Origin of the sequence: Arthrobacter sp. MPF02 (assembly GCF_046605375.1) — a bacterium.
In the GTDB taxonomy this organism is placed as follows: domain Bacteria; phylum Actinomycetota; class Actinomycetes; order Actinomycetales; family Micrococcaceae; genus Arthrobacter.
Map to the genome: position 1 here is coordinate 1,610,048 of NZ_CP176772.1, position 26,088 is coordinate 1,636,135.

At 66.5% G+C, this 26,088-nt stretch carries 20 protein-coding genes; 8 read left to right on the forward strand and 12 right to left on the reverse strand.

Going from position 1 to position 26,088, the window contains the following annotated elements; translation table 11 throughout:
• Nucleotides 1-163: 163 nt before the first annotated feature.
• Nucleotides 164-1,588, reverse strand: a complete 1,425-nt coding sequence (gene glnA / locus ACLH0K_RS07570) for a type I glutamate--ammonia ligase (RefSeq protein WP_411376177.1) — start codon at nucleotides 1,586-1,588, stop codon at nucleotides 164-166.
• Between the two features lie 273 nt (nucleotides 1,589-1,861).
• On the opposite strand from glnA, the gene ACLH0K_RS07575 reads away from it, so the two are divergent.
• Nucleotides 1,862-2,299: an RDD family protein gene (locus tag ACLH0K_RS07575; RefSeq protein WP_411376178.1), complete on the forward strand. Its 438-nt coding sequence runs from the start codon at nucleotides 1,862-1,864 to the stop codon at nucleotides 2,297-2,299.
• Nucleotides 2,300-2,308: 9 nt separating this feature from the next.
• Here ACLH0K_RS07575 and ACLH0K_RS07580 read toward each other — a convergent pair whose 3' ends face one another.
• The 4 genes from ACLH0K_RS07580 to lipB all read right to left on the reverse strand — a co-directional run bounded on the left by ACLH0K_RS07580 (nucleotide 2,309) and on the right by lipB (nucleotide 5,290).
• Complete coding sequence (locus ACLH0K_RS07580; RefSeq protein WP_411376179.1) at nucleotides 2,309-2,662, reverse strand: DUF3817 domain-containing protein; 354 nt, start codon at nucleotides 2,660-2,662, stop codon at nucleotides 2,309-2,311.
• 91 nt (nucleotides 2,663-2,753) lie between these two features.
• On the reverse strand, nucleotides 2,754-3,506 hold the full coding sequence (locus tag ACLH0K_RS07585) for a DUF4191 domain-containing protein (protein ID WP_411376180.1): 753 nt from the start codon (nucleotides 3,504-3,506) through the stop codon (nucleotides 2,754-2,756).
• A gap of 99 nt (nucleotides 3,507-3,605) precedes the next feature.
• Nucleotides 3,606-4,625 carry a lipoyl synthase gene (gene lipA / locus ACLH0K_RS07590; protein ID WP_411376181.1) on the reverse strand — a complete coding sequence of 340 codons (1,020 nt, stop codon included), beginning with the start codon at nucleotides 4,623-4,625 and terminating at the stop codon, nucleotides 3,606-3,608.
• A complete protein-coding gene (gene lipB, locus ACLH0K_RS07595) occupies nucleotides 4,622-5,290 on the reverse strand; it encodes a lipoyl(octanoyl) transferase LipB (RefSeq protein WP_411376182.1) in 669 nt (222 codons plus the stop codon). The genes lipA and lipB overlap by 4 nt, the downstream gene beginning before the upstream one ends.
• A 139-nt stretch (nucleotides 5,291-5,429) precedes the next feature.
• On the opposite strand from lipB, the gene ACLH0K_RS07600 reads away from it, so the two are divergent.
• Entirely contained in the window at nucleotides 5,430-7,064 is a 1,635-nt protein-coding gene (locus ACLH0K_RS07600) for a serine/threonine-protein kinase (protein WP_411376183.1), read from the forward strand.
• Nucleotides 7,065-7,086: 22 nt separating this feature from the next.
• Here the strand turns inward: ACLH0K_RS07600 and ACLH0K_RS07605 are convergent, their stop codons facing one another.
• Nucleotides 7,087-7,998, reverse strand: coding sequence for a TIGR01777 family oxidoreductase (locus tag ACLH0K_RS07605; protein WP_411376184.1), 912 nt, complete (start codon nucleotides 7,996-7,998; stop codon nucleotides 7,087-7,089).
• A 72-nt stretch (nucleotides 7,999-8,070) separates the two neighbouring features.
• Here ACLH0K_RS07605 and ACLH0K_RS07610 point away from each other — a divergent pair, with 72 nt between their 5' ends.
• Nucleotides 8,071-11,577 carry a S41 family peptidase gene (locus ACLH0K_RS07610; RefSeq protein WP_411376185.1) on the forward strand — a complete coding sequence of 1,169 codons (3,507 nt, stop codon included), beginning with the start codon at nucleotides 8,071-8,073 and terminating at the stop codon, nucleotides 11,575-11,577.
• Between the two features lie 83 nt (nucleotides 11,578-11,660).
• On the opposite strand, the gene ACLH0K_RS07615 is transcribed toward ACLH0K_RS07610, so the two are convergent.
• The 5 genes from ACLH0K_RS07615 to ACLH0K_RS07635 form a co-directional block, all read right to left on the reverse strand.
• On the reverse strand, nucleotides 11,661-12,089 hold the full coding sequence (locus tag ACLH0K_RS07615) for an OsmC family protein (RefSeq protein ID WP_138136068.1): 429 nt from the start codon (nucleotides 12,087-12,089) through the stop codon (nucleotides 11,661-11,663).
• A gap of 146 nt (nucleotides 12,090-12,235) precedes the next feature.
• Nucleotides 12,236-12,586, reverse strand: a complete 351-nt coding sequence (locus tag ACLH0K_RS07620; protein ID WP_411376186.1) for a hypothetical protein — start codon at nucleotides 12,584-12,586, stop codon at nucleotides 12,236-12,238.
• Nucleotides 12,587-12,729: 143 nt separating this feature from the next.
• On the reverse strand, nucleotides 12,730-14,493 hold the full coding sequence (gene sucB / locus ACLH0K_RS07625; protein WP_411376187.1) for a 2-oxoglutarate dehydrogenase, E2 component, dihydrolipoamide succinyltransferase: 1,764 nt from the start codon (nucleotides 14,491-14,493) through the stop codon (nucleotides 12,730-12,732).
• Nucleotides 14,494-14,607: 114 nt separating this feature from the next.
• The gene (lpdA, locus tag ACLH0K_RS07630) at nucleotides 14,608-15,990 is read right to left on the reverse strand and encodes a dihydrolipoyl dehydrogenase (protein WP_411376188.1); all 1,383 of its coding nucleotides are present in this window, start codon (nucleotides 15,988-15,990) and stop codon (nucleotides 14,608-14,610) included.
• A 252-nt stretch (nucleotides 15,991-16,242) separates the two neighbouring features.
• On the reverse strand, nucleotides 16,243-17,766 hold the full coding sequence (locus ACLH0K_RS07635; RefSeq protein ID WP_411376189.1) for a leucyl aminopeptidase: 1,524 nt from the start codon (nucleotides 17,764-17,766) through the stop codon (nucleotides 16,243-16,245).
• Nucleotides 17,767-18,023: 257 nt separating this feature from the next.
• Here ACLH0K_RS07635 and ACLH0K_RS07640 point away from each other — a divergent pair, with 257 nt between their 5' ends.
• The 4 genes from ACLH0K_RS07640 (at nucleotide 18,024) to ACLH0K_RS07655 (ending at nucleotide 23,334) form a co-directional block, all read left to right on the forward strand.
• Nucleotides 18,024-18,962, forward strand: a complete 939-nt coding sequence (locus ACLH0K_RS07640; RefSeq protein ID WP_411376190.1) for a proteasome assembly chaperone family protein — start codon at nucleotides 18,024-18,026, stop codon at nucleotides 18,960-18,962.
• Between the two features lie 63 nt (nucleotides 18,963-19,025).
• Nucleotides 19,026-20,372 (forward strand): MFS transporter, encoded by a 1,347-nt coding sequence (locus ACLH0K_RS07645; protein WP_411376191.1) that lies wholly within the window; start codon nucleotides 19,026-19,028, stop codon nucleotides 20,370-20,372.
• Nucleotides 20,373-20,448: 76 nt separating this feature from the next.
• Nucleotides 20,449-21,675 (forward strand): DUF4192 family protein, encoded by a 1,227-nt coding sequence (locus tag ACLH0K_RS07650; RefSeq protein WP_411376192.1) that lies wholly within the window; start codon nucleotides 20,449-20,451, stop codon nucleotides 21,673-21,675.
• Between the two features lie 339 nt (nucleotides 21,676-22,014).
• Entirely contained in the window at nucleotides 22,015-23,334 is a 1,320-nt protein-coding gene (locus ACLH0K_RS07655; RefSeq protein WP_411376193.1) for an RNA polymerase sigma factor, read from the forward strand.
• Nucleotides 23,335-23,505: 171 nt separating this feature from the next.
• Here ACLH0K_RS07655 and ACLH0K_RS07660 read toward each other — a convergent pair whose 3' ends face one another.
• On the reverse strand, nucleotides 23,506-23,727 hold the full coding sequence (locus tag ACLH0K_RS07660; protein WP_411376194.1) for a hypothetical protein: 222 nt from the start codon (nucleotides 23,725-23,727) through the stop codon (nucleotides 23,506-23,508).
• Nucleotides 23,728-23,979: 252 nt separating this feature from the next.
• Between ACLH0K_RS07660 and ACLH0K_RS07665 the strand changes: the two genes are divergently transcribed.
• Nucleotides 23,980-26,085: a type IIA DNA topoisomerase subunit B gene (locus tag ACLH0K_RS07665; RefSeq protein ID WP_411376195.1), complete on the forward strand. Its 2,106-nt coding sequence runs from the start codon at nucleotides 23,980-23,982 to the stop codon at nucleotides 26,083-26,085.
• Nucleotides 26,086-26,088 lie beyond the last annotated feature (3 nt).

A 26,088-nucleotide genomic window follows, 5' to 3' on the forward strand; every position in this document is an offset into this window, starting at 1 on the left:
CATTCGTCAGGAGGTCCGGCTCCCGGTCTCAGCACGTCTGGAGCCGGGCCTTCACCTTCTTACGGGCGAGCCTGCGGGCGAAAAAGCTCCAGCAGTTGCGGGGACATGCAAAAGGCGGCCACCGGATCACCGGTGGCCGCCTTGGCAGTCTCAGGACAAGAGACTAGACGCCGTAGTACAGCTCGAACTCGTAGGGGTTCGGGCGCAGGGACAGCGGACGGATCTCGTTCTCGTACTTGTACTCGATCCAGGTGTCAATCAGGTCCTGGGTGAACACACCGCCGGCCTGCAGGAACTCGTTGTCCTCGCGCAGGGCCTCCAGGGCTTCCTCGAGCGTGCCCGGAGCCTTGGGGATGTCCTTGGCTTCCTCGGCGGGGAGCTCGTAAAGGTCCTTGTCGATGGGAGCCGGGGGTTCAATGCGGTTGCGGATGCCGTCCAGTCCGGCCATCAGCTGGGCAGCGAAGGCCAGGTACGGGTTGGAGGAGGGGTCCGGTGCGCGGAACTCGATGCGCTTGGCCTTCGGGTTGCTGCCCGTGATGGGGATGCGGATACCGGCGGAGCGGTTGCCCTGCGAGTACACCATGTTGACCGGAGCCTCGAAGCCCTTGACCAGGCGGCGGTAGGAGTTCACCGTGGGGTTGGTGAAGGCCAGGACGGCGGAAGCGTGCTTCAGCAGGCCGCCGATGTACCAGCGGGCGGTGTCGGACAGGCCGGCGTAGCCCTTCTCGTCGTAGAACAGCGGCTGGCCGTTGTTCCACAGGGACTGGTGGCAGTGCATGCCGGAGCCGTTGTCGCCGAAGACCGGCTTCGGCATAAAGGTCACGGACTTGCCCCAGGCGTCTGCGGTGTTCTTGATGACGTACTTGAACTTTTGCAGGTCATCGGCAGCGTGGGTGAGCGTGGTGAACTTGTAGTTGATTTCTGCCTGGCCGGCGGAACCCACTTCGTGGTGGCTGCGCTCAACCTCGAGGCCGGCCTCGTCCAGGGCAACGCACATGGCGTCGCGCAGGTCGGCCTGCTTGTCGGTGGGGGAGACCGGGAAGTAGCCGCCCTTGACGGGGGTCTTGTAGCCCAGGTTGCCGCCCTCTTCCTCGCGGCCGGTGTTCCAGTAAGCCTCTTCGGAGTCGATCTTGTAGAAGCTGCCCTGCGGGGAGGACTGGTACTGGACGTTGTCGAAGACGAAGAACTCAGCCTCGGGAGCGAAGAACGCGGTGTCGGCGATGCCGCTGGCAGCCAGGTAGGCCTCGGCCTTTTCGGCAACGCCGCGGGGATCGCGGTGGTAGGGGTCGCCGGTGCGGGGGTTGACGATTGAGAAGTTCAGCGCGAGGGTCTTCTCCATGCGGAAGGTGTCCAGGTACGCGGTGGTGACGTCCGGGATCAGCTGCATGTCTGATTCAGCGATGCCCTGGAAGCCGCGGATGGAGGAACCGTCGAAGAGCTGGCCGTTGATGAAGAAGTCGGCATCAACGCTCTTGGCGGGGACGTTGAAGTGCTGCTGGACGCCCGGAAGATCGGTGAAGCGGATATCGACGAACTTAATATCTTCGTCCTTGATGAACTTGAGGACTTCGTCCGCAGTCTTGAACATCTATGCTCCTAACGCATATGTAATATCTGGCGTGCAAGCCATCTGAGCCAGCGCAATCCGAAAGCAGGGAGAACTCAAGGTTTTCCCTGCCGGAGGTATCGCTTGAAACTGCCAACAGCCTATGGACGCGGCATTTCCCGTCCGTGTCCGCATTGTTTCGGGCAGGTTACAGAATGCCCTGCTAAGGCAACGCTATCGGCCGTCCACAGTGTGGTCGACCTCCATCCGGGATGTGGGCGGACGTCCCTGCCCGGCGGTCGGTAAGCTTGGACGGTGGTAGATCGCAAAGACATTGGCTCGTGGCTCAGCGGACCGGACACATCCGGTGTTTCGAAGTATCCGGGGGAGCGGCTGGGTCTGCCCGAATCGGGTCCTGGCTCGATTGCCCGGGCCGGCCGTCGCATCGTTGCGATCACGATTGACTGGACCATCGCGCTGTTGATCAGCAACTTTGCTTTTGGCGGCAATTCCTGGGCCACCCTGGCCGTGTTCGCCGCGGAACAGGTTCTCCTGGTGGGCACGCTCGGGTACAGCATCGGACACCGGGCCATGGGAATCGCGGTGGTCAAGCGGGGCGGGGGAAATCCCGGACCGCTCGCGGCATTGGTGAGGGCTGTGCTGCTTTGCCTGGTGATCCCGGCCGTGATCTTCGACCCGGACCAGCGCGGCCTTCATGACAAGGCCATGAACACCGTGCTGATCCGCATTTAGGGAGCGCCGCTAGACGCGGCTTGCCTCCACCGCCGGTTCGTCCTCGCGGGCGGAGGCTCCGCTGAGGTAGCCGCGCTTGCCCGCCCAGCGTTCGAACAGGATCGTTGCAAACGGGAAGACCGCGGAGACGCCGGCAAACAGTGCCACCGCGAACGGCCAGCGCTGCAGCCGCCACAGGGCAAGCGCCGCGACGCCGTATCCCACAAACAGGGCGCCGTGAATGGGGCCGGCCACCTGAACTCCAAGTTCGGTGGTACCGGCGATCCACTTGAAGTACATACCCGCCAGCAGGGCGGCCCAGCTGATTGCTTCGGCGATGGCGAGGATCCGGAACGCGCGGATGACGAGGGTCTTGAGCGGCATAAGTCCTGTCCTGAAATCTTGGGCGGCGGTTCGGGATGGTGCATGGAAACGCCCCGGGCCGGCGGGGCCGGAACCGGGGCGTCTTCGAGGCCTAGCGTCCGCGGTTGGGACGGGCCTTGTAGGGGTCTATGCCCTTGGGGATGGGAAGCCGGTTCCCCAGCGCTGCGATGCGCTTCGAGACGGCGTTCACCTCAAGCTTGGTCAGTTCCTTCTTCAGCTTGCCCATCTTTTTGGCCACCTGGCTCAGCGGCACCTGGCCCTCGCCGCGGCCGCTTTCAATCACGTGCACCGTGACGTTGGGCAGGATGCGGGCGAGGCGCTTGCGCTCGGCGTCGAGCAGCGGCTTGACCCGGTGCGTGGGCCCTTCGCTGACAAGAACGACGCCGGGACGTCCGATGGCCCGGAACACGGCGTCCTGCGTGCGCGGGTTCACGGCAACAGGCTGCTCCTCGGTGATCCAGCCGCGGCGGAGGGTTCCCAGGGCGGCGCCGGAGGCGCCGGGCTGGTTTTCAATCTGGGCGAAAGCGGCCCGTTCGGCGCGGCGCGAAAGGATCAGCGTGGCGCCCAGCAGGCCGAGCGGAATGCCGATGATCAGGCCCGTGATCCAGTTGTCCAGCCAGAATCCCACCAGGAAGCTGACAGCCACGACGCCGAGGAACACCAGCAGCATCAGCCACGGAACCATGGGGTCGTGGCGGCGCGTCATGGTGAAGACTTCACCGATCTGCTTGAGCCGGCTCGGCTTCTTGGGCTTGGCTTCTTTCGGCTTACGCGAAAAGAGGCCACGCTTCACCGCGCTGGAGCCCGCGGGATTGGAATTGCTGGAATCAGGGGATTTCGCCATAGTGCCTCAATTCTACGTGACTAAAGGCTGAGGGCCGGACGCCGGACAGTTCCGGTGCCGGCCCTCGGAGGCACTGGCGCATGCCGGCAAAAGCCGCTGCTAGGAGTGCGCCGCCAGCACGCTGCTGGCTTCCTGGCGGGTGGTGCCGGAGTCCTGGATGCCGTCGGCGATGTGGGCGAGTTCGGCGGGGATGTCGCGGCCTTTTTTGCGCATGGCGGTGGCCCAGAGCCGGCCCGCGCGGTAGGAGGAGCGGACCAGGGGCCCGGACATGACGCCGAGGAAGCCGATTTCTTCGGCTTCGTGCTGCAGGTCCAGGAATTCCTGGGGTTTAACCCAGCGGTCCACGGGCAGGTGCCGTTCGGAGGGGCGCAGGTACTGGGTGATGGTGATCAGGTCGCACCCGGCCTGGTGGAGGTCTTGGAGGGCTTCTGAGATTTCTGCTCGGGTTTCGCCCATGCCCAGGATGAGGTTGGATTTGGTGACCATGCCGTGGTTGCGGCCCTGGGTGATGACGTCCAGGGAGCGTTCGTAGCGGAACGCGGGCCGGATCCGTTTGAAGATGCGGGGGACGGTTTCGACGTTGTGGGCGAAGACTTCGGGTTTGGAGTCGCAGATCGCCCTGATGTGGTCGGGGTTGCCGGAGAAGTCGGGGATGAGCAGTTCGACGCCGGTGCCGGGGTTCAGTTCGTGGATCTTGCGGACGGTTTCGGCGTAGAGCCAGGTGCCTTCGTCTTCGAGGTCGTCGCGGGCGACGCCGGTGACGGTGGCGTACCGCAGCTGCATGGACTGCACGGAGCGGGCCACCTTGGTGGGTTCGAACCGGTCCAGGGGTGAGGGTTTGCCGGTGTCGATCTGGCAGAAGTCGCAGCGGCGGGTGCATTCGGAGCCGCCGATCAGGAAGGTGGCTTCCTTGTCTTCCCAGCATTCGAAGATGTTGGGGCAGCCGGCTTCTTCGCAGACGGTGTGCAGGCCTTCTTTTTTGACCAGGTTCTTCAGCCCGACGAACTCCGGGCCCATCTGGACCTTGGCCTTGATCCACTCCGGCTTGCGCTCCACCGGGACAGCGGCGTTGCGCTGCTCGATCCGCAGCATCTTCCGGCCTTCAGGTGCCAATGTCACAGGAGAGCTCCTTCGGGGCTTGAAACGAGTGCTTCTTCATGCTTGCGGAACTCTTCCACAATGCGGTCGACGATAAGGGCGGGACGGATGTCCCGTCCGGTTTCCAGGGACATGGTGGTCACCCCGGCATCTGTAATTCCGCAGGCAATGATCTGGGCGTAAGGCGCGAGGTCATTGCTGCAGTTGATGGCGATCCCGTGCATGGTGACGCCGTTCAGGACGCGGATGCCGATAGCGGCGATTTTACGGTCCGGGCCTTTTTCATCGGCCTTGATCCAGACACCGGCCCGGCCCTTGATGCGTTCTGCCTTGATGCCATAGTCCGCCATGACGGCGATCATGATGGCTTCCAGCCGCTCAACATAGTCACGGATACCGGAGCGGTTCTTCAATCTCAGGATGGGGTAGGCGATCAGCTGTCCGGGACCGTGCCAGGTGAGCTTTCCACCGCGGTCCACGGCAACCACGGGCGTGCCGTCGAATGGCCGCTCGTGGTCTTCGGTGAGCTTGCCGGCTGTGTATACGGCAGCGTGCTCCAACAGCAGCACCGTGCTCGGCGCTTCACCCGCGAGCACTTTGCCGTGCAGTTCGCGCTGGGTGTCCCAGGCCTGCTGGTAGTCGACATAGTCAGGGGCGAGACCGAGCCTTGAAAACTCAAGAGTCATGCCCTCCAGCTTAGACCTTGGAGCGCTTCCGGCCGGGTTTAGTGCTTAAGCTCACCACTCTCCACGGGTGTGACAGGCGCGCGGCGGGTACCTGTGGATAACTTCTGCAGGCCGGGGCGGATTCGGCTAGACATAGGGGATGGAAGATGCGAAGGCTCCAGCGGTTTCCGGGTACAACGTGGGGCGCCTGCTGGGCGAGGGTGGCACCGCTTCGGTATGGTTGGCAGAAGAGCAGCGCACGGGACGCAAAGTCGCGCTGAAGTGTTTCCGCGGAGGACCTGGCGGTGCCCATGGCAGTGAAGGCCTGGAGGATGAGGCGATCCGGCGCGAAATCCGCATCCTCTCGGTCCTTAACCACGAGCACCTGGTGAAGGCACACCAGGCCGTCCGGTATGAAGGAGGTACCGGGGGCGCCGCCCTGGTGATGGACTACGCCTCCGGGGGCTCCCTCGCGGACCTCATTGCCGCCCGTGGGAGGCTCAGCGTGGGGGAGACGGTCACGGTGCTGACCCCCATCGCCCAGGCGCTGGGTTACCTGCATACCAACGGCTTCACCCACGCGGACGTGTCCCCGGGCAATGTTCTGTTCACCGGCCAGGGCAAACCCCTGCTGTCCGATGTCGGCATTGCCAGGATGGCAGGTGAGGCCGGGCGGCCTGAAAGTTGGGGAACGGCCGGTTTCCTGGATCCCGCCCCTGTGGACGCGGTGCGGGCCGGGCTGCAGCCGGAACGTGATGTCTACTCGGCCGCCGCCCTCGGCTGGTACTGCCTCACCGGGGAAGCACCCGCGCGGACGGCAGACCGCCCCCCGCTCACCCTGCTCGTCCCGGAGGTTCCCAGGGACCTGGCGGCTGCCCTTGAATCCGGGCTCGCCGAAGACCGGCGGCTTCGCCCCACCGCGGCTGCTTTGGCCACTGCTGTCTACCGCAGCGCACCACCCCGTCCGCTGGACCTGGCTGCTGCCGTCCATCCCACCGTCATGCCGGAACTTGTGACGCGCAGGCACGTGGCGCCGTCGTCCGCTCTGGACAGAATGAACCAAAAGCTAGGCGTTGGGGAGAAACTCGCCGGCTGTCGCCGGCGCCTCCACACTGCCGGTGGACAGCGCGCGCTCCGGCTCCCGTTTCCCGCAGCCGGGGACGCCCCCGCCCACGGGAAACACGCGCTGAAACCCGGCCCTTTTGTGATGGGCGGAAAAGCGCTGCGTTGGGCCCTTCCTGCTTTGGCGGTACTGGCCGCCGCAGCGGCTCTCTGGGGGCTCGCGGGAACGCTTGACCCGCTGCCGTCTGCCATGGGCAATGCAAACGCGTCCACGGGAGCGCCGCCGGCGGCCACGGAAGCGCCGGCAGCAGCGGCAGAGGCCGCCGGGGCTGCCCGCGTGCAGGCTTCGGACGAAAATCCTGCCCGCGCGCTGGCCGGACTTGCAGCCCTGCGGGACCTGGCTTTCACCAGCGGAAAGCTTGACCTCCTGGAAGAGGTGAACGCCGCAGGGTCGCCGGCCGCGGAAGCGGACAAACGGACCGCAGACCGGCTGCGCGGTGCCGGCCTGGTGCTGGGCGGTCTCTCGAGCACGCTCTCCGGCGTGGACACCGAGGACGGGGCTACCGCTGACCGGGCAGTAGTCCGTGCTACCGCCGCTACGTCCGCCTACCAGGAACTGGATGCCCGGGGGTCTGTGGTGGCCACGGGGGCGGCCGATGCCGGCCGGCCCCTCCGGCTGGTCCTGGTGTCCGTGGACGGGGCGTGGCGGATCAGCGAGATCCTCCCGGGGTAGTGACCGCAGCGTGGGACACTTGTCAACTGAGCGCGTCCGCGCCTTCCCTGCCTGCCACCCACTGTGCCGCAGCCGCCAAAGTTGGATGCCGCCACCTGAAACCGGCAGCGGCCAGGACTGCCGGTTCCATCCGCTGGCTCGACAGCAGCAATTCCTCGGCCAGGTTGCGCATCACCAGCCGGAGCACCGGCGCCGGAACCCTCAGCACGGCCGGACGGTGCAGGGCGCGGGCCAGGGCAGCAACGATGGCGTTGACATCCGCATCTTCCGGAGCGCAGAGGTTGACCGGCCCGCTGATCCCTGATTCCAACAGGAAGAGGAACGCAGCGGAAACGTCGGGCAGTGTGACCCACGGCCAGAATTGCCTGCCGTTGCCGAGGGGTCCGCCAACGCCGAGCTTCAGCAACGGAAGCAGCCGGCCCAGGGCCCCACCGGTGCGGCTGAACACCACACCGGTGCGTGGAACCACCAGCCGCACCCCCGCGGGAACGCCGGCTGCAGCGGCCTCCCACTCCACGCAGATACGGGACAGGACGCCTGATCCTGCAGGCGCCGGCTCCCGCAGGACGGTGTTTCCGGCGTCGCCGTAGTACCCGGAACCGGACTGGCTGATGAAGACCGCGGGGGGAACGTCCAACTGCCGCATGGCGTTGGCAAGCGTTTTGGTGGGGCCCACACGCGAGCTGAACAGTTCCTCCACGCGCTTCCGTGTCCACGGCCGGTCCCCGATGCCGGCGCCTGATAGATTGACGACGGCGTCCGCCCCGGCGAGGGCGCCGGGGTCCAGCCGCCCGGCCGCCGGGTCCCAGCTGATTTCATCCGCTGAGGCCGCCCCGCGGCGCACCAGGGAGACGACGTCGTGTCCGCCGTTCCGGAAGGTTTCGGACATGGAGGTGCCGAGCAGGCCGGAGGCTCCTGCGATGACGATGCGCATGGTCTATCTCACCACGGACCCGTGCTTTGGAACCTCCCGCAGGGCCGCAGGACGGTTGACTATGATCGAACGATGACCTCTTCGAGCTACTTACGTTTCCCGCATCTGCACGGCGATCTGGTCACATTCGTGGCCGAGGACGACGTGTGGATCGCGCCCCTCGGCGGGGGCCGCGCCTGGCGCGTCTCCTCGCTGCAGCTGCCCGCCCGCAACCCCCGCTTCACCCCTGACGGAAAGAAGCTGGTCTGGACGGTGGTACAGGGAACGGCGCCGGAAGTGGTGGCTGCGGACGTCGACGGCGGGAACTACCGGCAGTTGACGTACTTCGGGCACAGCACCACCCGGGTCAAGGGCTTCACGGCCGGTGGGGCGGTCCTGGTGACCAGTGCCTTCCGGCAGGCCGAGAGCCGGCACAAGCACGCCTACAGCGTTCCGGTGGAAGGCGGGTGGGCCGAAGAGCTGCCGTTTGGACCCGTGGAATCGGTGGCCTTCGGCCCGGAAGTAGGGGACGAACGGCCTGTGGTGGTAGGCAGCGTACTGTCCCGCGAACCCGCGTGGTGGAAGCGGTACCGGGGCGGCACCGCCGGGAAACTATGGATCGACACGGACGGCAACGGGGAGTTCGAGCGCCTGCTGCCCGACCTTGACGGCAACCTCGCAGATCCCATGTGGGTGGACGGCCGCATCGCCTTCCTGTCCGACCATGAGGGCTATGGGAACCTTTACTCGGTCCTTCCCGACGGGAAGGACCTGCGCCGGCACACGGACCATGGGGACTTCTACGTCCGTCACGCCGCCACCGATGGGAAGCGCGTCATCTTTGAGTCCGCCGGTGAGCTGTGGGTCCTGCATGACCTTGGCTTGGACGCCGTGCGCCTGGACATCACGCTGGGTTCCGCCTCGCAGTCCCGCCGGCCCGCCCTCCTGAAGGTTGCAAAGCACCTGGGCGCAGTGGTGCCGGATACTGCCGGTACCGCCAGCGCGGTGGAGGCGCACGGCACCATCCACTGGCTGCGCCACAAAGACGGTCCCTCCCGGATCATCGAGGCAACGCCCGGCGTCCGCGGCCGCCTGCCCAGGCCGCTGGCCGACGGCAGGATCGCCTACATTGCCGACCACGGCGGTGTCGAGGCCCTGCACATCCGGGACATTGTGGCACCGGTGCCGCACACCGCCCCCGCCGCTTCCGGAAAGGACTCCGTCCAGGCTGCAGGCACGCCCGCAACCGAAGCCGACGCAGCCGACGCTCCACTCCTGCCGCAGCCCGTCCCGGCTGCCGGGGCTGCCGTCCTGGCCGGGGGTGCTGCCTTTGTTCCGGCCGACGGGCAGCACGCCGGCCAAGCAGCGGGTGCCGGCCAGGCGGACGTTGCTCCGGAGGGTGCTGCGTCCGCCACGGACGCCCGGTCTGTAGCGGAAGCGGCAGTTGTGGTTCCGCTGTCGTCGCGCGCGAGCTCCCTGGAAACCAGCCCGGACGGGCGCTGGGTGGCGGCAGGCACGTCCTTCGGCGAGGTGCAGCTGGTGGACAGCCGGACAGGGGACGTGGGTCTTCTGGCCAGCATTGGCGAGGGCACCATTGAGGACCTGGCCTGGTCTCCGGATTCACGGTGGCTGGCGTGGTCCGAGCCAGTCACCTCCTTTGGCTCGCGCAGCAGGCTTCGGATGGCGAACGTCGGGGAACCGGGCGCGGACCCCGTTGACGTCACCGACGGACGGTTCTGCGACACGTCACCGGCCTTCACCCCTGACGGCAAGTACCTCGCCTTCCTGTCCAACCGCAGCTTCGACCCCGTGTACGACGGCCACTCGTTCGACCTGTCCTTTCCCAGCCCCATCAAGCCGTACCTTGTGGCACTCGCCGCAGGGACGCCGTCGCCCTTCGGCCCGTCGGCCGCCCCGGACGGCGACGGGGCACCCGCCGGCGGGCAGGACGAGGGCAGGCAGGAATCGTCCCCGGAGGTGGTGGTTGACCGGGACGGGCTTGCCCACCGCGTCATCAGCGTCCCGGTGCCCCGTGGTAACTACACGTCGCTGGAAGCGACGGACGGAGCCCTGCTGTGGCTGGACCGTCCCCTCGCCGGTGTCACCGGCGACGGCAAGGCGAGCCAGGAGGACAAGGACACCCGTCCCGGCCTTGTCCGTTACGACCTTGGCCGGCGGAAGAAATCCACGCTCGTGGAGGCGCTGGACAGCTACCGCCTCTCGGGCGACAGGGCAACCGTGGTACTGGTTAACGACAAGCAGGTCACCGCCGTCCCCTCCGACGCCAAGGCAGACGAAGAGTCCGGAAAGCTCGTCAAGGTGGATCTCGGCCGGATCCGGGTGATGATGGATCCGCTCAGCGTCTGGGGCCAGGCCTTTGACGAAGCATGGCGGCTGCAGCGGGACTTCTTCTGGGCCGAGGACATGGCCGGCCAGGACTGGGAGTCAGTGCACCGGCGCTACCGCCCCCTGGTGGACCGCCTCGGCTCGCACGACGACCTGGTGGACCTCCTCTGGGAGATGCACGGTGAGCTGGGTACCTCTCATGCGTATGTCCGACCGGCGCCGGTAACGGAGAACGGCAGCCAGGGCCAGGGACGGCTCGGAGCAGACCTGTCCCACACCGCGGCCGGGTGGGAAATTACCCGTATCCTGGCCGGCGAATCCTCCGATCCGCTGGCTGACCCGCCCCTCGCCCGGCCCGGCGTCGATGCGAAGGCCGGCGACATCCTGCTGGCCATTGACGGCGTCCCGCTCTCCGCGTCCGTAACCCCGGCAATGCAGCTGGTGGGGTCGGCGGGCCGCGCCGTCGAGCTGACCCTGCTCAACGGGCCGGGACACGGCGGGGCGGCGGGCACCCGCCGCCGTGTCGCCGTCGTGCCTGTCAAGGATGAGGAACGCCTGCGGTACCAGGAGTGGGTTGCCGCCAACCGCCGGACCGTCCGGGAAGCCTCGGGCGGAACGTTCGGCTACCTGCACGTTCCGGACATGATGGCCAACGGCTGGGCCCAGCTGCACCGCGACCTGGACACGGAGACGGCGCTGGACGGACTCATCGTGGACGTGCGGCGGAACCGCGGCGGCCATACGTCGCAGCTGGTGGCTGAACTGATCGGGCGCAAGGTGACGGGCTGGAGCATGCCGCGCGGGGAGAAACCCCGCACCTACCCGCACCACGCGCCGCGGGGCCCGGTGGTTGTCCTCGCCGACGAGTTTGCCGGCTCGGACGGCGACATCATCACCCAGGTTTCCAAGCTGCGGGGGATCGGTCCCGTTATCGGCACCCGGACATGGGGCGGTGTGGTGGGCATCGACAACAGGTTCTCGCTGGCTGACGGCACCGGTGTCACCCAGCCGCGGTATGCCAACTGGTTCAGCGGCGGCGTGGGTTGGAGCGTAGAAAACCACGGCGTGGACCCGGACATTGAGGTGACCTTCCCGCCGCACGCCTACGCAGCAGGGCGGGACCCGCAGCTGGAGTACGGCATCGGCGCGCTGAAGGAGATGATCCAGGAACTGCCCACTGACCGCCCACCGGCCCGCGAAGGGTACCGGCGGCTGCGTCCGGCCCCGCTTCCTGCCCGCCCTCAGGGGAGCTAGGGCTCCAGCCGGAACGGAAAAGGCCCTCCCTGGCCGGATAAACTCCGGCCGGGGATGGCCTTTGGTGTCCGGCGGCAGCCGGATCAGGACTGCAGCGTGGCGTCCAGGGTGATGTCGATGCTGGCCAGGGCGCCCGAAACCGGGCAGCCCACCTTGGCTTCGGCCGCGATCTTCTGGAACTCCTCCTCGGAGATGCCGGGGATCTTTGCGGACATGGTCAGGTGGCTGCCGGTGATCCCGGTCCCGGGAACGAAAGTGACGTCAGCCTTGGTGTTGACCTCTTCCGGTGCGTGCCCGGCCTGGGCCAGCGCGTGGCTGAAGGCCATGGAGAAGCAGGCGGAGTGGGCGGCGGCGATCAGTTCCTCGGGGCTGGTCTTGCCGTTGGCAGCCTCGGTGCGCGCCTTCCAGGTGACGTCGTAGGTTCCCAGGCCGGAGCTGTCGAGCGTGGTGTTACCCGAGCCCGACATCAGGTCGCCGTTCCAGACGGTGTGTGCGGTGCGTGTTGCTGCCATGTCCACTCCTCAAATCGATGTGTTACCGGGGCCGGCTGCTGCCAGGCCCCGCCGTCTTCCATCCTAGGGACTTCACCGGAGGCGTGCATCCGGCGTCCGCTGCTGGTGGATTATGACTCCGTAGCCCCGGGTAACTGTGTGCTGCGTCAGTTCCAGATGGTTGCGATGGCAATGTTCAGCAGCGCCAGGCCGCCCACCGCGTGTGCCAGGCCCGGGCTGACCGCCTCTCCCGCCTTGTACTTCCGGCGGCCGATAAACGCCAGGACGCCAACAACCACGGCGATGACCAGCTTGATGCCCAGCTTGGCGTAGTTGGCGTCCATGTCCAGCGCAGGGATGAGGCCCATCAGGACCACGCCCGTCAGGAGTTGCGTCATGGCTCCGTCGAACTGCCGTGGGTGGACGGTGGGCTTCTTCATCTGCCCGATCCAGATGCCCACGATCATGGCCGCGCCGACGATGTGCAGGAAAACCACAATGTTGTAGAGGATGTTCATGGAACCAGTCTAGCCAGTAGTTCTACAGCCCGTAGTAGGGGCCCGGATGCATGGGCGGCTGCTGGTTACAAAAACGACGGCGGCACGCGCCGCAGGTGGGCTTCCCACCGTTGGCGCGCACCGCCGTCGTCCGTGGCCGGCTGTTACAGTCCGAGGTCCGCCTCGAAGGCGCCCTCTTCGAGGCGGGCCTTGAGGGTCTGGAGGAAGCGGCCGGCGTCCGCGCCGTCCACCAGGCGGTGGTCGTACGTCAGGGACAGGTACATCATGGAGCGGATGGCGATCGAGTCGTCACCGTTCTCATCCGACACCACAACGGCGCGCTTGACGATGGCGCCGGTGCCGAGGATACCCACCTGCGGCTGGTTGATGATCGGGGTGTCGAACAGGGCGCCCACCGAGCCGATGTTGGTGATGCTGAAGGTACCGCCGGACAGCTCGTCCGGGCCGATCTTGCCGTCACGGGTGCGTGCTGCGACGTCCGCGATCTTGCCCGCCAGGCCGGCAAGGTTCAGGTTGCCGGCATCGGAGATGACCGGGACCAGCAGGCCCTTGTCCGTGTCAACGGCGATGGCCAGGTGCTCGGCATTGTGGTAGGTGATCTCCTGCTTGTCCTCGTCGTACGCAGCGTTGAGCTTGGGGTGCTGCTTGAGCGCTTCGGCCACCGCCTTGGCGATGAACGGCAGGAACGTCAGCTTGGTGCCGTTCTGGGCCTGGAAAGTGTTCTTGGCCCGGGCACGCAGCTTGGCGATCTTGGTCATGTCCACTTCGTGGACCTGGGTCAGCTGGGTGGAGATTTCGAGGGATTCACGCATGCGGCGGGCAATGACCTGCCGGATGCGCGGTGCCTTCTGGGTGGTGCCGCGGAGCGAGGACGCTGCGGCGGAGGCTGCAGGGGCAGCCGCGGAAGGTGCGGAGGCGGCCGGAGCAGCGGCGGCAGGTGCCGCCTTCGCTTCGGCAGCGGCGATGACGTCCTGCTTGCGGATTCGGCCGCCGACGCCGGTGCCCGACAGCGACGCGATGTCCACGCCGTGCTGGTTGGCAAGCTTGCGGACCAGCGGGGTCACGTAGCCGGACTCGGCGCCTGCTGCTGCCGGCGCGGTCTGCGGGGCCGACGGTGCTGCCGGAGCCGGAGCAGCCTGCGGCGCGGGGGCCGGAGCTGCAGCCGGGGCAGGAGCTTCCTGCTTGGGAGCTTCAGCCTTCGGGGCTTCCTGGGCGGGGGCAGGAGCGGGTGCTTCCTGCGCCGGTGCGGCCGGGGCGGGCGCCTCGGCCGAAGCAGCGGCGGCACCTGAACCAATGACGGCCAGGACGGAACCGACCTCGGCGGTCTCGTCCTCGCTGACGCGGATTTCCTGGAGCGTGCCGGCAACCGGCGACGGGATCTCGGTGTCCACCTTGTCCGTGGAGACCTCGAGCAGGGGTTCGTCCACCTCGACGGAGTCGCCAACGGCCTTGAGCCAGCGGGTAACGGTTCCTTCGGTGACGCTCTCGCCCAGTGCGGGAAGGGTGACTTCGTGGCCTTCACCGCCGCCGGCAGCGGGGGCGGCAGGTGCCGGGGCTTCCTGGGCCGGAGCTTCTTCAGCCGGTGCGGCAGCAGGGGCTTCCTGTGCCGGTGCTTCCTCCGCGGGAGCGGCCGCGGGTGCTTCCGCTGCCGCGGCGGAGCCGCCGCCGGAGCCGTCACCGATACGCACCAGGGGCGCGCCGACCTCGGCCGTCTCGTCTTCAGCGACCAGGATTTCCTCAATCACGCCAGCTACAGGAGAGGGGATTTCAGTGTCTACTTTGTCGGTGGAGACCTCGAGCAGCGGCTCGTCCACCTCTACCCGGTCACCTACCTGCTTGAGCCAGCGGGTGACGGTTCCTTCGGTGACGCTCTCACCGAGGGCGGGCAAGTTAACGGATTCAGACATGTCGTCCCCGTTCTCCTTATTGATCTTTAGTGCGATTGAATGCTGCCTGATGGTGTGCATGGTGCCGCCGGTCTGCGGTGCCGGGGGCACCATGCACGGTGGTGCTGGGGGAGACTAGCCGTGCAGCGGCTTGCCCGCGAGTGCCAGGTGGGCTTCGCCCAGGGCCTCGTTCTGGGTTGGGTGGGCGTGCACCAGCTGGGCCACGTCCTCCGGGTAGGCTTCCCAGTTCACGATCAGCTGGGCCTCGCCTACCTGCTCGCCCATGCGGGCACCGATCATGTGGACGCCCACCACGGGGCCGTCCTTCTGGCGGACCAGCTTCACCAGGCCGGAGGTGCCCAGGATGGAGCTCTTGCCGTTGCCGGCGAGGTTGTATTCCTGGGTCTGCACCTGGTCTTCGCCGAACTTCTCCTTGGCGGCCTTTTCGGTGTAGCCGACGGTGGCGATTTCAGGCTCGGAGTAGGTGACCTTGGGGATGTTGATGTCCTCGACGATCACGGGCTTCAGGCCGGCGATCTCCTCGGCCACGAAGATGCCCTGCTGGTAACCGCGGTGGGCCAGCTGGACGCCCGGGACGATGTCGCCGACGGCGTAGATGTTGCCCACGCCGGTGTGCAGGCGCTCGTTGGTGATGACGAAGCCGCGGTCGATGGTGATGCCGGCTTCCTCGTAACCGAGGTTGGCGGTGACGGGGCCGCGGCCCACGGCGACCAGGAGGAGGTCGGCCTCGAACGTCTTGCCGTCCACGAGGGTGACCTTGACGCCGTTATCGTTCTGCTCGACACCCTGGAAGAAAACACCGGTGGAGAACTTGATGCCGCGCTTCTTGAACGCGCGCTCAAAGTTCTTGACGATGGTGGCGTCCTCGTTCGGGACCAGCGAGGGCAAACCTTCGACGATGGTGACGTCCACGCCGAACGACTTCCAGACGGAAGCGAACTCGACGCCGATCACGCCGCCGCCCAGGATGATGGCGCTCTTGGGGATCGACTCCATGGTCAGCGCCTGGTCGGAGGTGATGACCTTGCCGCCGATTTCGAGGCCGGGCAGCGTGCGGGAGTAGGAGCCGGTGGCCAGGATGATGTTCTTGCCCTTGTAGGCGGTGCCGTTCACCACGATGGTGTCGGTGCCCTGCAGCTTGCCCTCACCTTCGATGACGGTGATGCCCTTGGACTTGATGAGGCCCTGGAGGCCCTTGTACTTGCCGGCGATAATGCCGTCCTTGTACGCGTTGACGGCGGTGATGTCGATGCCGTCGAGGGTGACGTTCACGCCGTACTTGGCGGAGTCACGGGCGTGGTCGGCCAGTTCGGCCGAGTGGAGCAGGGCCTTGGTGGGGATGCAGCCGTTGTGGAGGCAGGTGCCGCCCAGCTTTGCCTTCTCCACGAGGCCGACGGTGAAGCCAAGCTGTACCGCCCGCAGCGCGGCGGCGTATCCGCCGCTTCCGCCGCCGAGCACCAGGATGTCGAATTCTTGCGCAGTTGCCTGATCGGCCACTTAAACGCTCCCTCGCGTGAACGATGACGCGTTTCTGCCGCGCATCATCTGGTCTTGGATCTTGCCCTGCCGTGATTATGTCAGCAGGCCAATTCTCTTGCATTTGTGACTACCGTGGTTCACCTTAGCGAACCACCTATCCATGCTCCACCTTGGCACAGTGTTTGTGGAGCGCTTTGTGTTGAGTGTCACGCCGCTTGGTGGCGGAGGGATCACCCCCGCCACCAGGCGTCTGTACCGGCCCGGCCTGCCTCAGGCGGAGGCGGCGATCACGTCCTCCACGTAAGCCACCAGCGTGCGGACGGTGCACCCCGTTCCCTGCTTGTGCGTGTAGCCGTAGGGGCTTCCGTTGTTAAAGGACGGACCGGCGATGTCGATGTGGGCCCACGGGATCCGTCCGCCGTCCTTGTCCTTGCCCACGAACTCCTGCAGGAAGACGGCGGCAGTCATCATGCCGCCGTGGCGTTCGCCGATGTTGGCCAGGTCCGCCACCTGCGAGTCCAGGCTCGGGCGGAGCTCCTCCGGAAGCGGCATGGGCCAAACCAGCTCGCCTGCGCGGTCCGCGGCAGCCTTGAGGGCGGCAGTGACGGAGTCCGCACCCATCACGCCCGCGGTCCGGTTGCCGAGCGCGATCAGCTGGGCGCCGGTCAGCGTTGCCACGTCGATGATGGCATCGGGGTATTCCTGGCTTGCTGCCACGATGCCGTCGGCCATGACCAGGCGGCCCTCTGCGTCGGTGTTAAGCACTTCGACGGTCTTTCCGCCGAACATCGTGAGGACGTCGGCCGGGCGGGATGCCGCTCCCGAGGGCATGTTCTCGGCGATGCAGAGCCAGGCAGTCGCCTTCACGGGCAGGCCCAGGCCGGCGAGGGCAAGGACGGTATTAAGGACGACGGCGGCACCGGCCATGTCGCTCTTCATGTCGCCCATGCCCAGGGCGGGCTTGATGGAGATGCCGCCGGTGTCGAAGGTGATGCCCTTGCCCACCAGGGCGATTTTGGTGACCGGCCGGGCTGGGGAGTACTCCACCTTGACCAGGCGGGGCTGGCGGGCGGACCCCTTGCCAACGCCCATGATGCCGCCAAAGCCTTCCTTTTCGAGCCGCTTTTCGTCCCAGACTGTCACCTTGACGGGGAGGCCCTTGGCCAGGTCCTTGGCGGCCTCCGCGAACGTCTCGGGGTAGAGGTGGCTGGGCGGGGTGTTGACCAGGGAGCGCGTGGCGTTGACAGCCTTGCCCACCAGGGCCGCGCGCTTCAGGGCTGCCGCGGTTTCCTGCTGGTCAGCCACATCAGTGAAGATGATGGCCTTGCGGACGGGATCCTTCAGGCCGTCCTTCGACGAACGGAAATCGGTGAAGGAGTAGGCACCCAGCGCGGCACCTTCGGCGACTGCCGCGACGTCGGCGACGGACGCCGTCGGGAAGGCCAGCACGACGGTGCCCAGGCCGGCCAGCTGGCGGATGGCGGATCCGGCGGCCCGGCGGAGCGCTTCGCCGGCGGGCGGGGCGGCGTTGACCTTGCCAACCCCGGCAAGGACCAGGATGCCCGCGCCGGTCTCGGGGAGGCCGGGCAGGCGGACGATCTGGTCCGCGGCGCCGGTGACGCCCAGTGCTTTGAGCGAGTCGGTGAGTGCTTCGGCGGACTTTGCTGCCAGCGGGTTGGCCAGCAGCACCGGTCCGTCGGTTCCCTGCCCCACGCCGATGACGACGGCGTCGCTTGGGCTCTTCTTCAGGTCGCGGGAGAGGGTACTAAGGTTGATTTCAGTATTCTTGACCACAGGGATGAGTCCTCAATTCTCGAGAGCTGGTACGGGCAGGGCTGCATGTTCGGCGCGCTGCCCCGACTGCCGGACGCGGCCGTTCCGGACGCCGTCCGGGAATGTTCAGCCCGTGCGGCAGGCCAGTTCCGATCGTAGTCCCATGGCGCCCCGGCGGAAGAATCTTCTGAGAGGTGCACCACACCGCGCGGCGGAATGCCGCGGCCCCGGACCGCGTTGTAATTGATGTCCACCCGCATCCATGAAAGGAACATGCCGTGCTTGAACGGATCTCCGGCTCCCTGCTGGACCCTGACGCGCTCTACGCGAGCAACATTGAGCTGTTCCACAGCCCGGAACTCCGCGGGCTGAACCTGGTGATGGGTTTCACCGGTTTCGCCGACGCCGGGCACGTGGTGAAACAGATCAATGCCGAGCTGCTGGACTCCCTCGACGCCAAACCCGTAGCTGTGTTTGATGCCGACCAACTGATCGACTACCGGTCACGCCGGCCCCACCTGACGTTCGTCGAGGACCATCTGCAGGACTACCAGGAGCCGCGGCTGGCGCTGTACCGGCTTGTTGACGGCCTGGGCAAGCCCTTCCTGCTGCTGGCGGGATTCGAGCCGGACCTGCAGTGGGAGCGGTTCGCCCGTGCCGTGGTTGGCATCGTGGAGAAACTGGACGTAAACCTGGTCGCCTGGATCCACTCCATCCCGATGCCGGTGCCGCACACCCGTCCCGTTGGCGTGACGGTGCACGGCAACCGTCCCGAGCTGATCGAGGGCATTTCCGTCTGGAAGCCCACCGTGGAGGTTCCCGCCGCCGTGGGCCACATCCTGGAGTTACGGCTGGTCGAGGCCGGCCGCAACGTGGCCGGCTATGTCATCCACGTCCCGCACTACCTGGCCGAAGCCGAGTACCCCACGGCCGCCGTCGCAGGCCTTGAATACCTGGGCGCAGCGACCTCGCTGACGCTGCCCACCGACCGGCTCCGCGAGGCCGGCCGCGAAGTGACCCGGCAGATCGCCGAACAGATCGACGCGTCCGACGAAGTACAGCAGGTGGTGTCCCGGCTCGAGACCCGCTACGACGAGAAGGCCGACGGCATTGTGCGCCGCTCGCTGCTCGCGAACGAAAACGACGAGCTTCCCGACGCCGACGACCTGGGTGCCGCCGTGGAGGCGTACCTCGCCCGGGAGAACCCGGCGCAGTAGGCATTGCTGCCTCCTCCCGCCCCGGGCTCCGGGCGGGAGGAGGCATCCGGGCATAATGAAGACGTGACTGCACCCCGCGCTTGGCTTATCTGGACCGTTGGGATTTTCGGGTACCTGGTGGCCGTGTCGCAGCGGACGTCTTTCGGCGTCGTGGGCCTTGAGGCCACCGAGCGCTTTCATGCCACCGCCTCCGCCATCTCCTTCTTCACGGTCCTCCAGCTCCTGGTCTATGCGGGGCTGCAGATCCCGGTGGGGCTCCTGGTGGACAGGTTTGGTTCGAGGGCCATGATCGCGGGCGGTGCCGTCCTGATGGGCCTCGGCCAGCTACAGCTCGCCTTTGCCGAGACTGTCCCCGGCGGCATCCTGGGCCGGGTACTGGTCGGCGCCGGCGACGCCATGACCTTTATCTCGGTGATCCGCCTGATTCCGCTGTGGTTCGCTCCGGCCCGCGTACCTCTCGTTACCCAGCTGACGGGCATGACCGGCCAGCTGGGCCAGCTGGTCAGCGTGATCCCTTTCGCGTTCGTCCTGCACTCGGCCGGCTGGACCCCCGCGTTCCTGATGCTGGCAGGGATGTCTGCCGTGGCGGTGGTCCTGGTGGTGCTGCTCCTTAAGGATGTCCCGCCGGGCACCGACCGGCCGCAGGCGCAGCAGGGGCTGAAGGCCACCGGAGTGTCGCTGGCCCGGGCGTGGCGCCAGCCCGGTACCCGGCTGGGCATGTGGAGCCACTTCACCATCCAGTTCAGCGGCACGGTGTTCGCCATGACCTGGGGATACCCCTTCCTTATTTCCGGCCAGGGGCTGGACGGCGGGACGGTGGCCGCCCTCATGGGGCTGTATGTTGCCGCCGGGATGGCCGTGGGGCCGTTTATCGGACGCTTTGTGTCGCGGCATCCGCTGCGCCGTTCCACCATGGTCCTCCTGATCGCTGCCATGACCGCCGGAGCGTGGGCTGCCGTCCTGTTGATGCCCGGCCGGGCACCGCTGTGGCTGCTGGCGGGCCTGGTGGTAGCCCTTGCCATCGGCGGGCCAGGCTCAATGATCGGTTTCGACTTTGCCCGGACGTTCAACCCTGCGCACCGGATCGGAACTGCCACCGGCATCGTCAACGTGGGCGGCTTCATTGCCGCCCTGATCGCGATCTTCCTGATCGGGCTGGTATTGGACATCCTCTACGCCAGCGGCTTTTCCAACACCCTGTATGGCCTTGACCCGTTCCGCATCGCCCTGAGCGTCCAGTTCTTGCTGCTCGGCGCCGGAGCGGCCGCCGTATTCGCCGCCCGGCGCAAGGTACGCCGCCAGATGGCAGCCCAGGGCGTTGTGGTCCCGCCATTGCGGGCGGCCCTGGCCCGGCAACGCCGCGAGAACCTCGCGCGCCGCCGGCAGGCAGCTCCTGTCGACAGCGACTAGCCCTCAACAGGGCGGGTTGCGCACATAGCGGAATCTGCCGGGGACGGCCCGTAACGGCGGGGCGGATGCTGGAGCCATGACAGCTCCAGAACGACTCCGGATATCCGGACCTGAAGACATCCTCGGGTTCATACCCCACTCGCTGGGCTACTGGCCGGAGTCCAGCCTCGTCGCCATCACGATGCACGGCAACCTGCTTGGCGCAACCCTGCGGCTGGACCTTCCGGGACCTGAGGTCCTGGCCGACCCCGGGAAGTACGTCCGCCTGGTCCGCGGCTACCTCGATGCGGACAAGCAGGCCGACGGCACTCTGCTGGCCTTCTTCACCAGTAAGGGCGGTTCGTCACCCGGCCCCGAGGTGGTGGACGTCGAGTACCACGCGTTGCTGTCCGGGCTGGACTGTGTCTTGGAGGAGGCGGGTTTGCCCGTTCGGGACGCCTGGTACATCGGCGATGACTACTGGCGGGATGCCTACTGCACAGATGCTTCCTGCTGTCCGCCCCAGGGAAGGCCGCTGCAGGCAATCCTGGACAGCACCTTGAATGCGGAGATGGTCTACCGGGGCAGCAGCGTGGGCCCTGCGCCGGGCACAAAGGACGGACCTGCCACTCCCGTTTCGAGCCTTTACCGGTCCGCCGTCCTGGAAGCGCAGGAAGGATGGTGGAAAGTCCTGGACTGCCGCCGGGACAGCCGTGCGCAGTTTGTTGCCGTTTTGGAGGCGTGGGAAGTCCTGATGTGCCGGCGGGGCGGAGAGCCTTGGCTTCCGGGCGTGGAACGTGACGCTTTCCTGCGGGCGTCCCTCCTGATTCCGGCCTGGCGGGATGCCCTGCTGGTCATGGCTGCGGCCGGAAAGCACGCCGCGGAAGCTGGTGTTGACCAATTCGGGGTTCTCCATGACGGCGCGGGCCCACACCCTGTCGCGCCTCCCGGTGGGCCCCTGGGAGGCAACGGGCAGAACCGTGCTGCAGGGGATGCGGACGCGGGGGCCAGCCCTGTTCCCGGGTACGCGGAGGTGCTGATGGGGGTGGCTCCCTCTGTCCCTGACTGGGAACGGCTCAACGCACTGGACCTGGTCCTGGAGCAACTCGCGGCGCTCGGCGGTCCGGCGGCCGCAGCGTCACTGACGCTTCGCGGCTGGATCGCATGGAGCCGCGGCCGGGGATCGTACGCCGCCGCATATCTGTCCGACGCCCTTGACGTTGAGCCCGGCTACCGTTTGGCGGAACTGCTGCTGGAACTGGTGGGCCGCGGGGCCATTTGCGGCTGGGCGGCCAGGAAGGACGCAGCCTGGCACAAGTTCTGAGGTGGCGTGCCGGAGCCAGGGCTACGGCACGTGCCGGACAAAGAGATGGTGTCGCGGCGGTCATGCCCGCGGCCGTAGCCGCAGCCGTAGCGGTGGTAATTGAAAGGCGGGGAGGCCCGTCGGGGCGAAAACATGAGACAATGGATGCCGAGACCCGGTTGGGTCCGTGTATCGGGTGCCTGCGAATGAGCCTTTTCGGGAACATTCCAGCCGCACCGGCAGTTGTCTTTACAGACTCTGCCGGCCGTGGTGGCGCCTGGTTTTCACCACGGACTTGACAGGGTCATAGTGGTGTTGCCCGTATGGTGATTCCACAGACCACCGCTAGAAAGGTTTTCTGTGACCCCGTCTTCCACCAAGAAGGACCCCGCCGCCCAGGACGAGCTGTCCACCGAGGACAAGAAGGCTGCGACCAGCGCCAAGCGGGCGGCCACCAAGGCACCTGCCGGCGCGGACGGCAAGCGCGAGCCGAAGAAGCGCGGCCCGAAGCCGGGCGCCAAGGCAGCAGCGGAAGCCGCCAACAAGGCTTCCGCGGATAACGTTGACGCTAACGATGCAGATGACGTTGAAGAGGATTTTGACGAGGCTGTCCTCGACGGGCCGGACTCGGTGGAGGACGCCGATGCGGACGTCGAGGGTGAAGCCGACGCTGACCCCGCCAAGGCCGTAGCCGGCAGCGGCAAGGGTTTCGTCTACTCTGACGCCGACGATGACGACGCCCCGGTGCAGCAGGTCATGTCTGCCGGCGCCACCGCTGACCCCGTCAAGGACTACCTGAAGCAGATCGGTAAGGTGGCACTGCTCAACGCCGAGCAGGAAGTGGACCTTGCGCTGCGGATCGAAGCCGGCCTGTTCGCCGAGGAGAAGATTGCCGCTGACGATGGCTCCATGGATCCGAAGTACAAGCGCGAGCTCGAATTCATCATCCACGATGGCAAGCGCGCCAAGAACCACCTGCTGGAGGCGAACCTCCGCCTGGTGGTTTCGCTGGCCAAGCGTTACACCGGCCGCGGCATGCTGTTCCTGGACCTCATCCAGGAAGGCAACCTGGGCCTGATCCGCGCCGTGGAGAAGTTCGACTACACCAAGGGCTTCAAGTTCTCCACGTACGCCACCTGGTGGATCCGCCAGGCGATCACCCGCGCCATGGCCGACCAGGCGCGCACCATCCGTATTCCGGTGCACATGGTGGAAGTCATCAACAAACTGGCCCGTGTCCAGCGGCAGATGCTGCAGGACCTCGGCCGCGAACCCACGCCCGAAGAGCTGGCGCTCGAGCTGGACATGACCCCTGAAAAGGTCGTGGAGGTCCAGAAGTACGGCCGCGAGCCCATCTCGCTCCACACCCCCCTGGGCGAGGACGGCGACTCCGAGTTCGGCGACCTGATTGAGGACTCCGAGGCCGTCGTTCCGGCCGACGCCGTCAGCTTCACCCTGCTGCAGGAACAGCTGCACTCGGTGCTGGACACCCTGTCGGAGCGTGAGGCGGGCGTGGTGGCCATGCGGTTCGGGCTTACCGACGGACAGCCGAAGACTTTAGACGAAATCGGCAAGGTTTACGGCGTAACGCGTGAGCGCATCCGGCAGATCGAATCCAAGACCATGTCCAAGCTCCGCCACCCCTCGCGGTCGCAGGTTCTGCGGGACTACCTGGACTAGGGCCAGGGCGAACATCACGAACAGGGGTTCTCCGCGGCACATCCGAAAGAATGTGCCGCGGACAACCCCTCCTTCGTTAAGTGGCGTAGTCGATAAACGAGGGTCTCGTTTTAACGAAGGATGGGACCCCTCCGGGCGGAGGGGTCCCATCCTTTACTGGTCCTGGTGAACCTAGTCGACGTCTACGGCGGCCTTCTCGTGAAGCTTGGCCGTCTCATCGTGCCAGTCCGAGGCCAACGGCTTCAGCGTTGCCTCCACCGCACGAGCGTGGTGGGCGCAAAACAGCAGCTCACCGCCGGAGGACTCGAGTACAACCCGGACATATGCCTGGGCTCCGCAACGGTCGCAACGGTCCAGTGCGTTGAGTGTGCGGTCTGCCACTGCTGTTGTCATATCGGCCTCCCTAGTAGATCTGTACGTCTATATAACCAGTATTCGTAACAAAACAATCGCAAGGATGGGGCAAGTTCGCTGTGCGCGTATCCACAAGGTTCAGTCAAGATCTGCCCGCGGCACGGACGGACAGCGGCGAGTGGCGTGGTGCACACGGCCCCCAGGGTGTGGCAGGCCGCCCTCCGCGCCGGGGCCGACTACCCTAGAGGGAGCGCTTTCGGCGCCTGTTTCACCTGAAGGAGTTCAACACCCGTGGCACCAAGTTCTGAGTACACCGCCCGGCACCTTTCCGTGCTGGAGGGCCTTGAAGCCGTCCGCAAGCGCCCGGGCATGTACATCGGTTCCACGGACTCCCGGGGACTTATGCACTGCCTCTGGGAAATCATCGACAACTCTGTGGACGAGGCACTGGCCGGGTTCGGCCATGACATCAAAGTCATCCTGCATGCCGACAACTCCGTGGAAATCCATGACGACGGCCGCGGCATCCCTGTCGACAAGGAACCGAAGACCGGACTCACCGGCGTCGAAGTGGTCTTCACCAAGCTGCACGCCGGTGGCAAGTTCGGCGGCGGCTCCTACACCGCCTCCGGAGGCCTGCACGGCGTGGGTGCTTCAGTGGTGAACGCCCTGTCCGCGCGTCTGGACGTGGAAGTGGACCGCGGCGGCAAAACCTACAAGATGTCCTTCCGCCGCGGCGAGCCCGGCCGGTTCCAGGACGGCAGCCGGCCGGACCCGGCCGCGTCCTTCAGCCCGTTCATCGAGGACTCGGTCCTGGACGTTGTGGGCAAGGCCAAAAGGGGTGTCACCGGTACCCGTATCCGGTACTGGGCAGACCGGCAGATCTTCACCCCGGACGCGAAGTTCCAGTACGACGACCTCGTTTCCCGCGCCCGGCAGACCTCGTTCCTGGTCCCCGGACTCAAGATCACCATCCGCGACGAACGCAGGATCGCCGGCACGCCAGGCGAGTCCGGCCCCCACGAGGAAGTGTTCCACCACGACGGCGGCATCTCCGAGTTCGTGGAGTTCCTGGCGGCCGATCCCGCCGTCACCGATGTGTGGCGGCTGCACGGCTCGGGCAAGTTCAAGGAGACTGTCCCCGTCCTTGATGAGCGCGGGCACAGCCAGCTCGCCGAGGTGGAGCGCGACTGCGAGGTGGACGTCGCCCTGCGCTGGGGCATCGGGTACGACAGCACAGTCCGCAGCTTCGTCAATATCATCTCCACGCCCAAGGGCGGCACGCACCAGTCCGGCTTCGAACAGGCCCTGGTGAAGACCTTCCGGAAGGCCGTGGAGAGCAACGCCCGCAAGCTGAAAGCCGGCAACGACAAGATCGAAAAGGACGACATCTTCGCCGGGCTCACGGCCGTGCTCACGGTCCGGCTGGCCGAGCCGCAGTTCGAGGGGCAGACCAAGGAGATCCTTGGTACCTCGGCTGTGCGCGCCATCGTTGCCAGGGTGGTGGAGCGCGAAATCACGGCCAAGCTCACGTCGTCGAACAAAAACGACAAGGCGCAGACCGCGCTGCTGCTCGAAAAGATCGTCAGCGAAATGAAGTCGCGGATCTCGGCCCGCGTGCACAAGGAGACCCAGCGGCGCAAGAACGCGCTGGAAACCTCCTCGATGCCCACCAAGCTGGCCGACTGCCGCACGGACGACGTCGAACGCTCCGAACTGTTCATCGTGGAAGGTGACTCGGCGCTGGGCACCGCCAAGCTCGCCCGGTCCTCCGACTTCCAGGCCCTGCTGCCCATCCGCGGCAAAATCCTGAACGTCCAGAAGGCATCGGTGGGAGACATGCTCTCCAACGCCGAGTGTGCCGCGCTGATCCAGGTGGTGGGGGCGGGATCGGGGCGGAGCTTCGACATCAACGCCGCTCGTTACGGCAAGGTCATCCTGATGACCGATGCCGACGTGGACGGCGCGCACATCCGCACGCTGCTGCTGACCCTGTTTTTCCGGTATATGCGTCCCATGATCGACGAGGGCCGTGTCTTCGCCGCCGTGCCCCCGCTGCACCGTGTGGAGGTGATCAACGCGGGCCAGAAGGCCAACGAGATGATCTACACCTACTCCGAGGCCGAGCTGCACGCGCTGCTGGCGCGGCTGGCCAAGGAGGGCAAGCGGTACAAGGAACCCATCCAGCGCTACAAGGGCCTGGGGGAAATGGACGCCGAGCAGCTGGCGGAGACCACCATGGATCCGCGGCACCGCACCCTGCGGAAGGTGGGCATTGAGAACGCCAAGCAGGCGGAGGAGATCTTCGACCTGCTGATGGGCTCCGATGTGTCTCCGCGCAAGGACTTCATTATTGCCGGCGCCTCCAGCCTGGACCGGGAGCGCATCGACGCCTAGCCC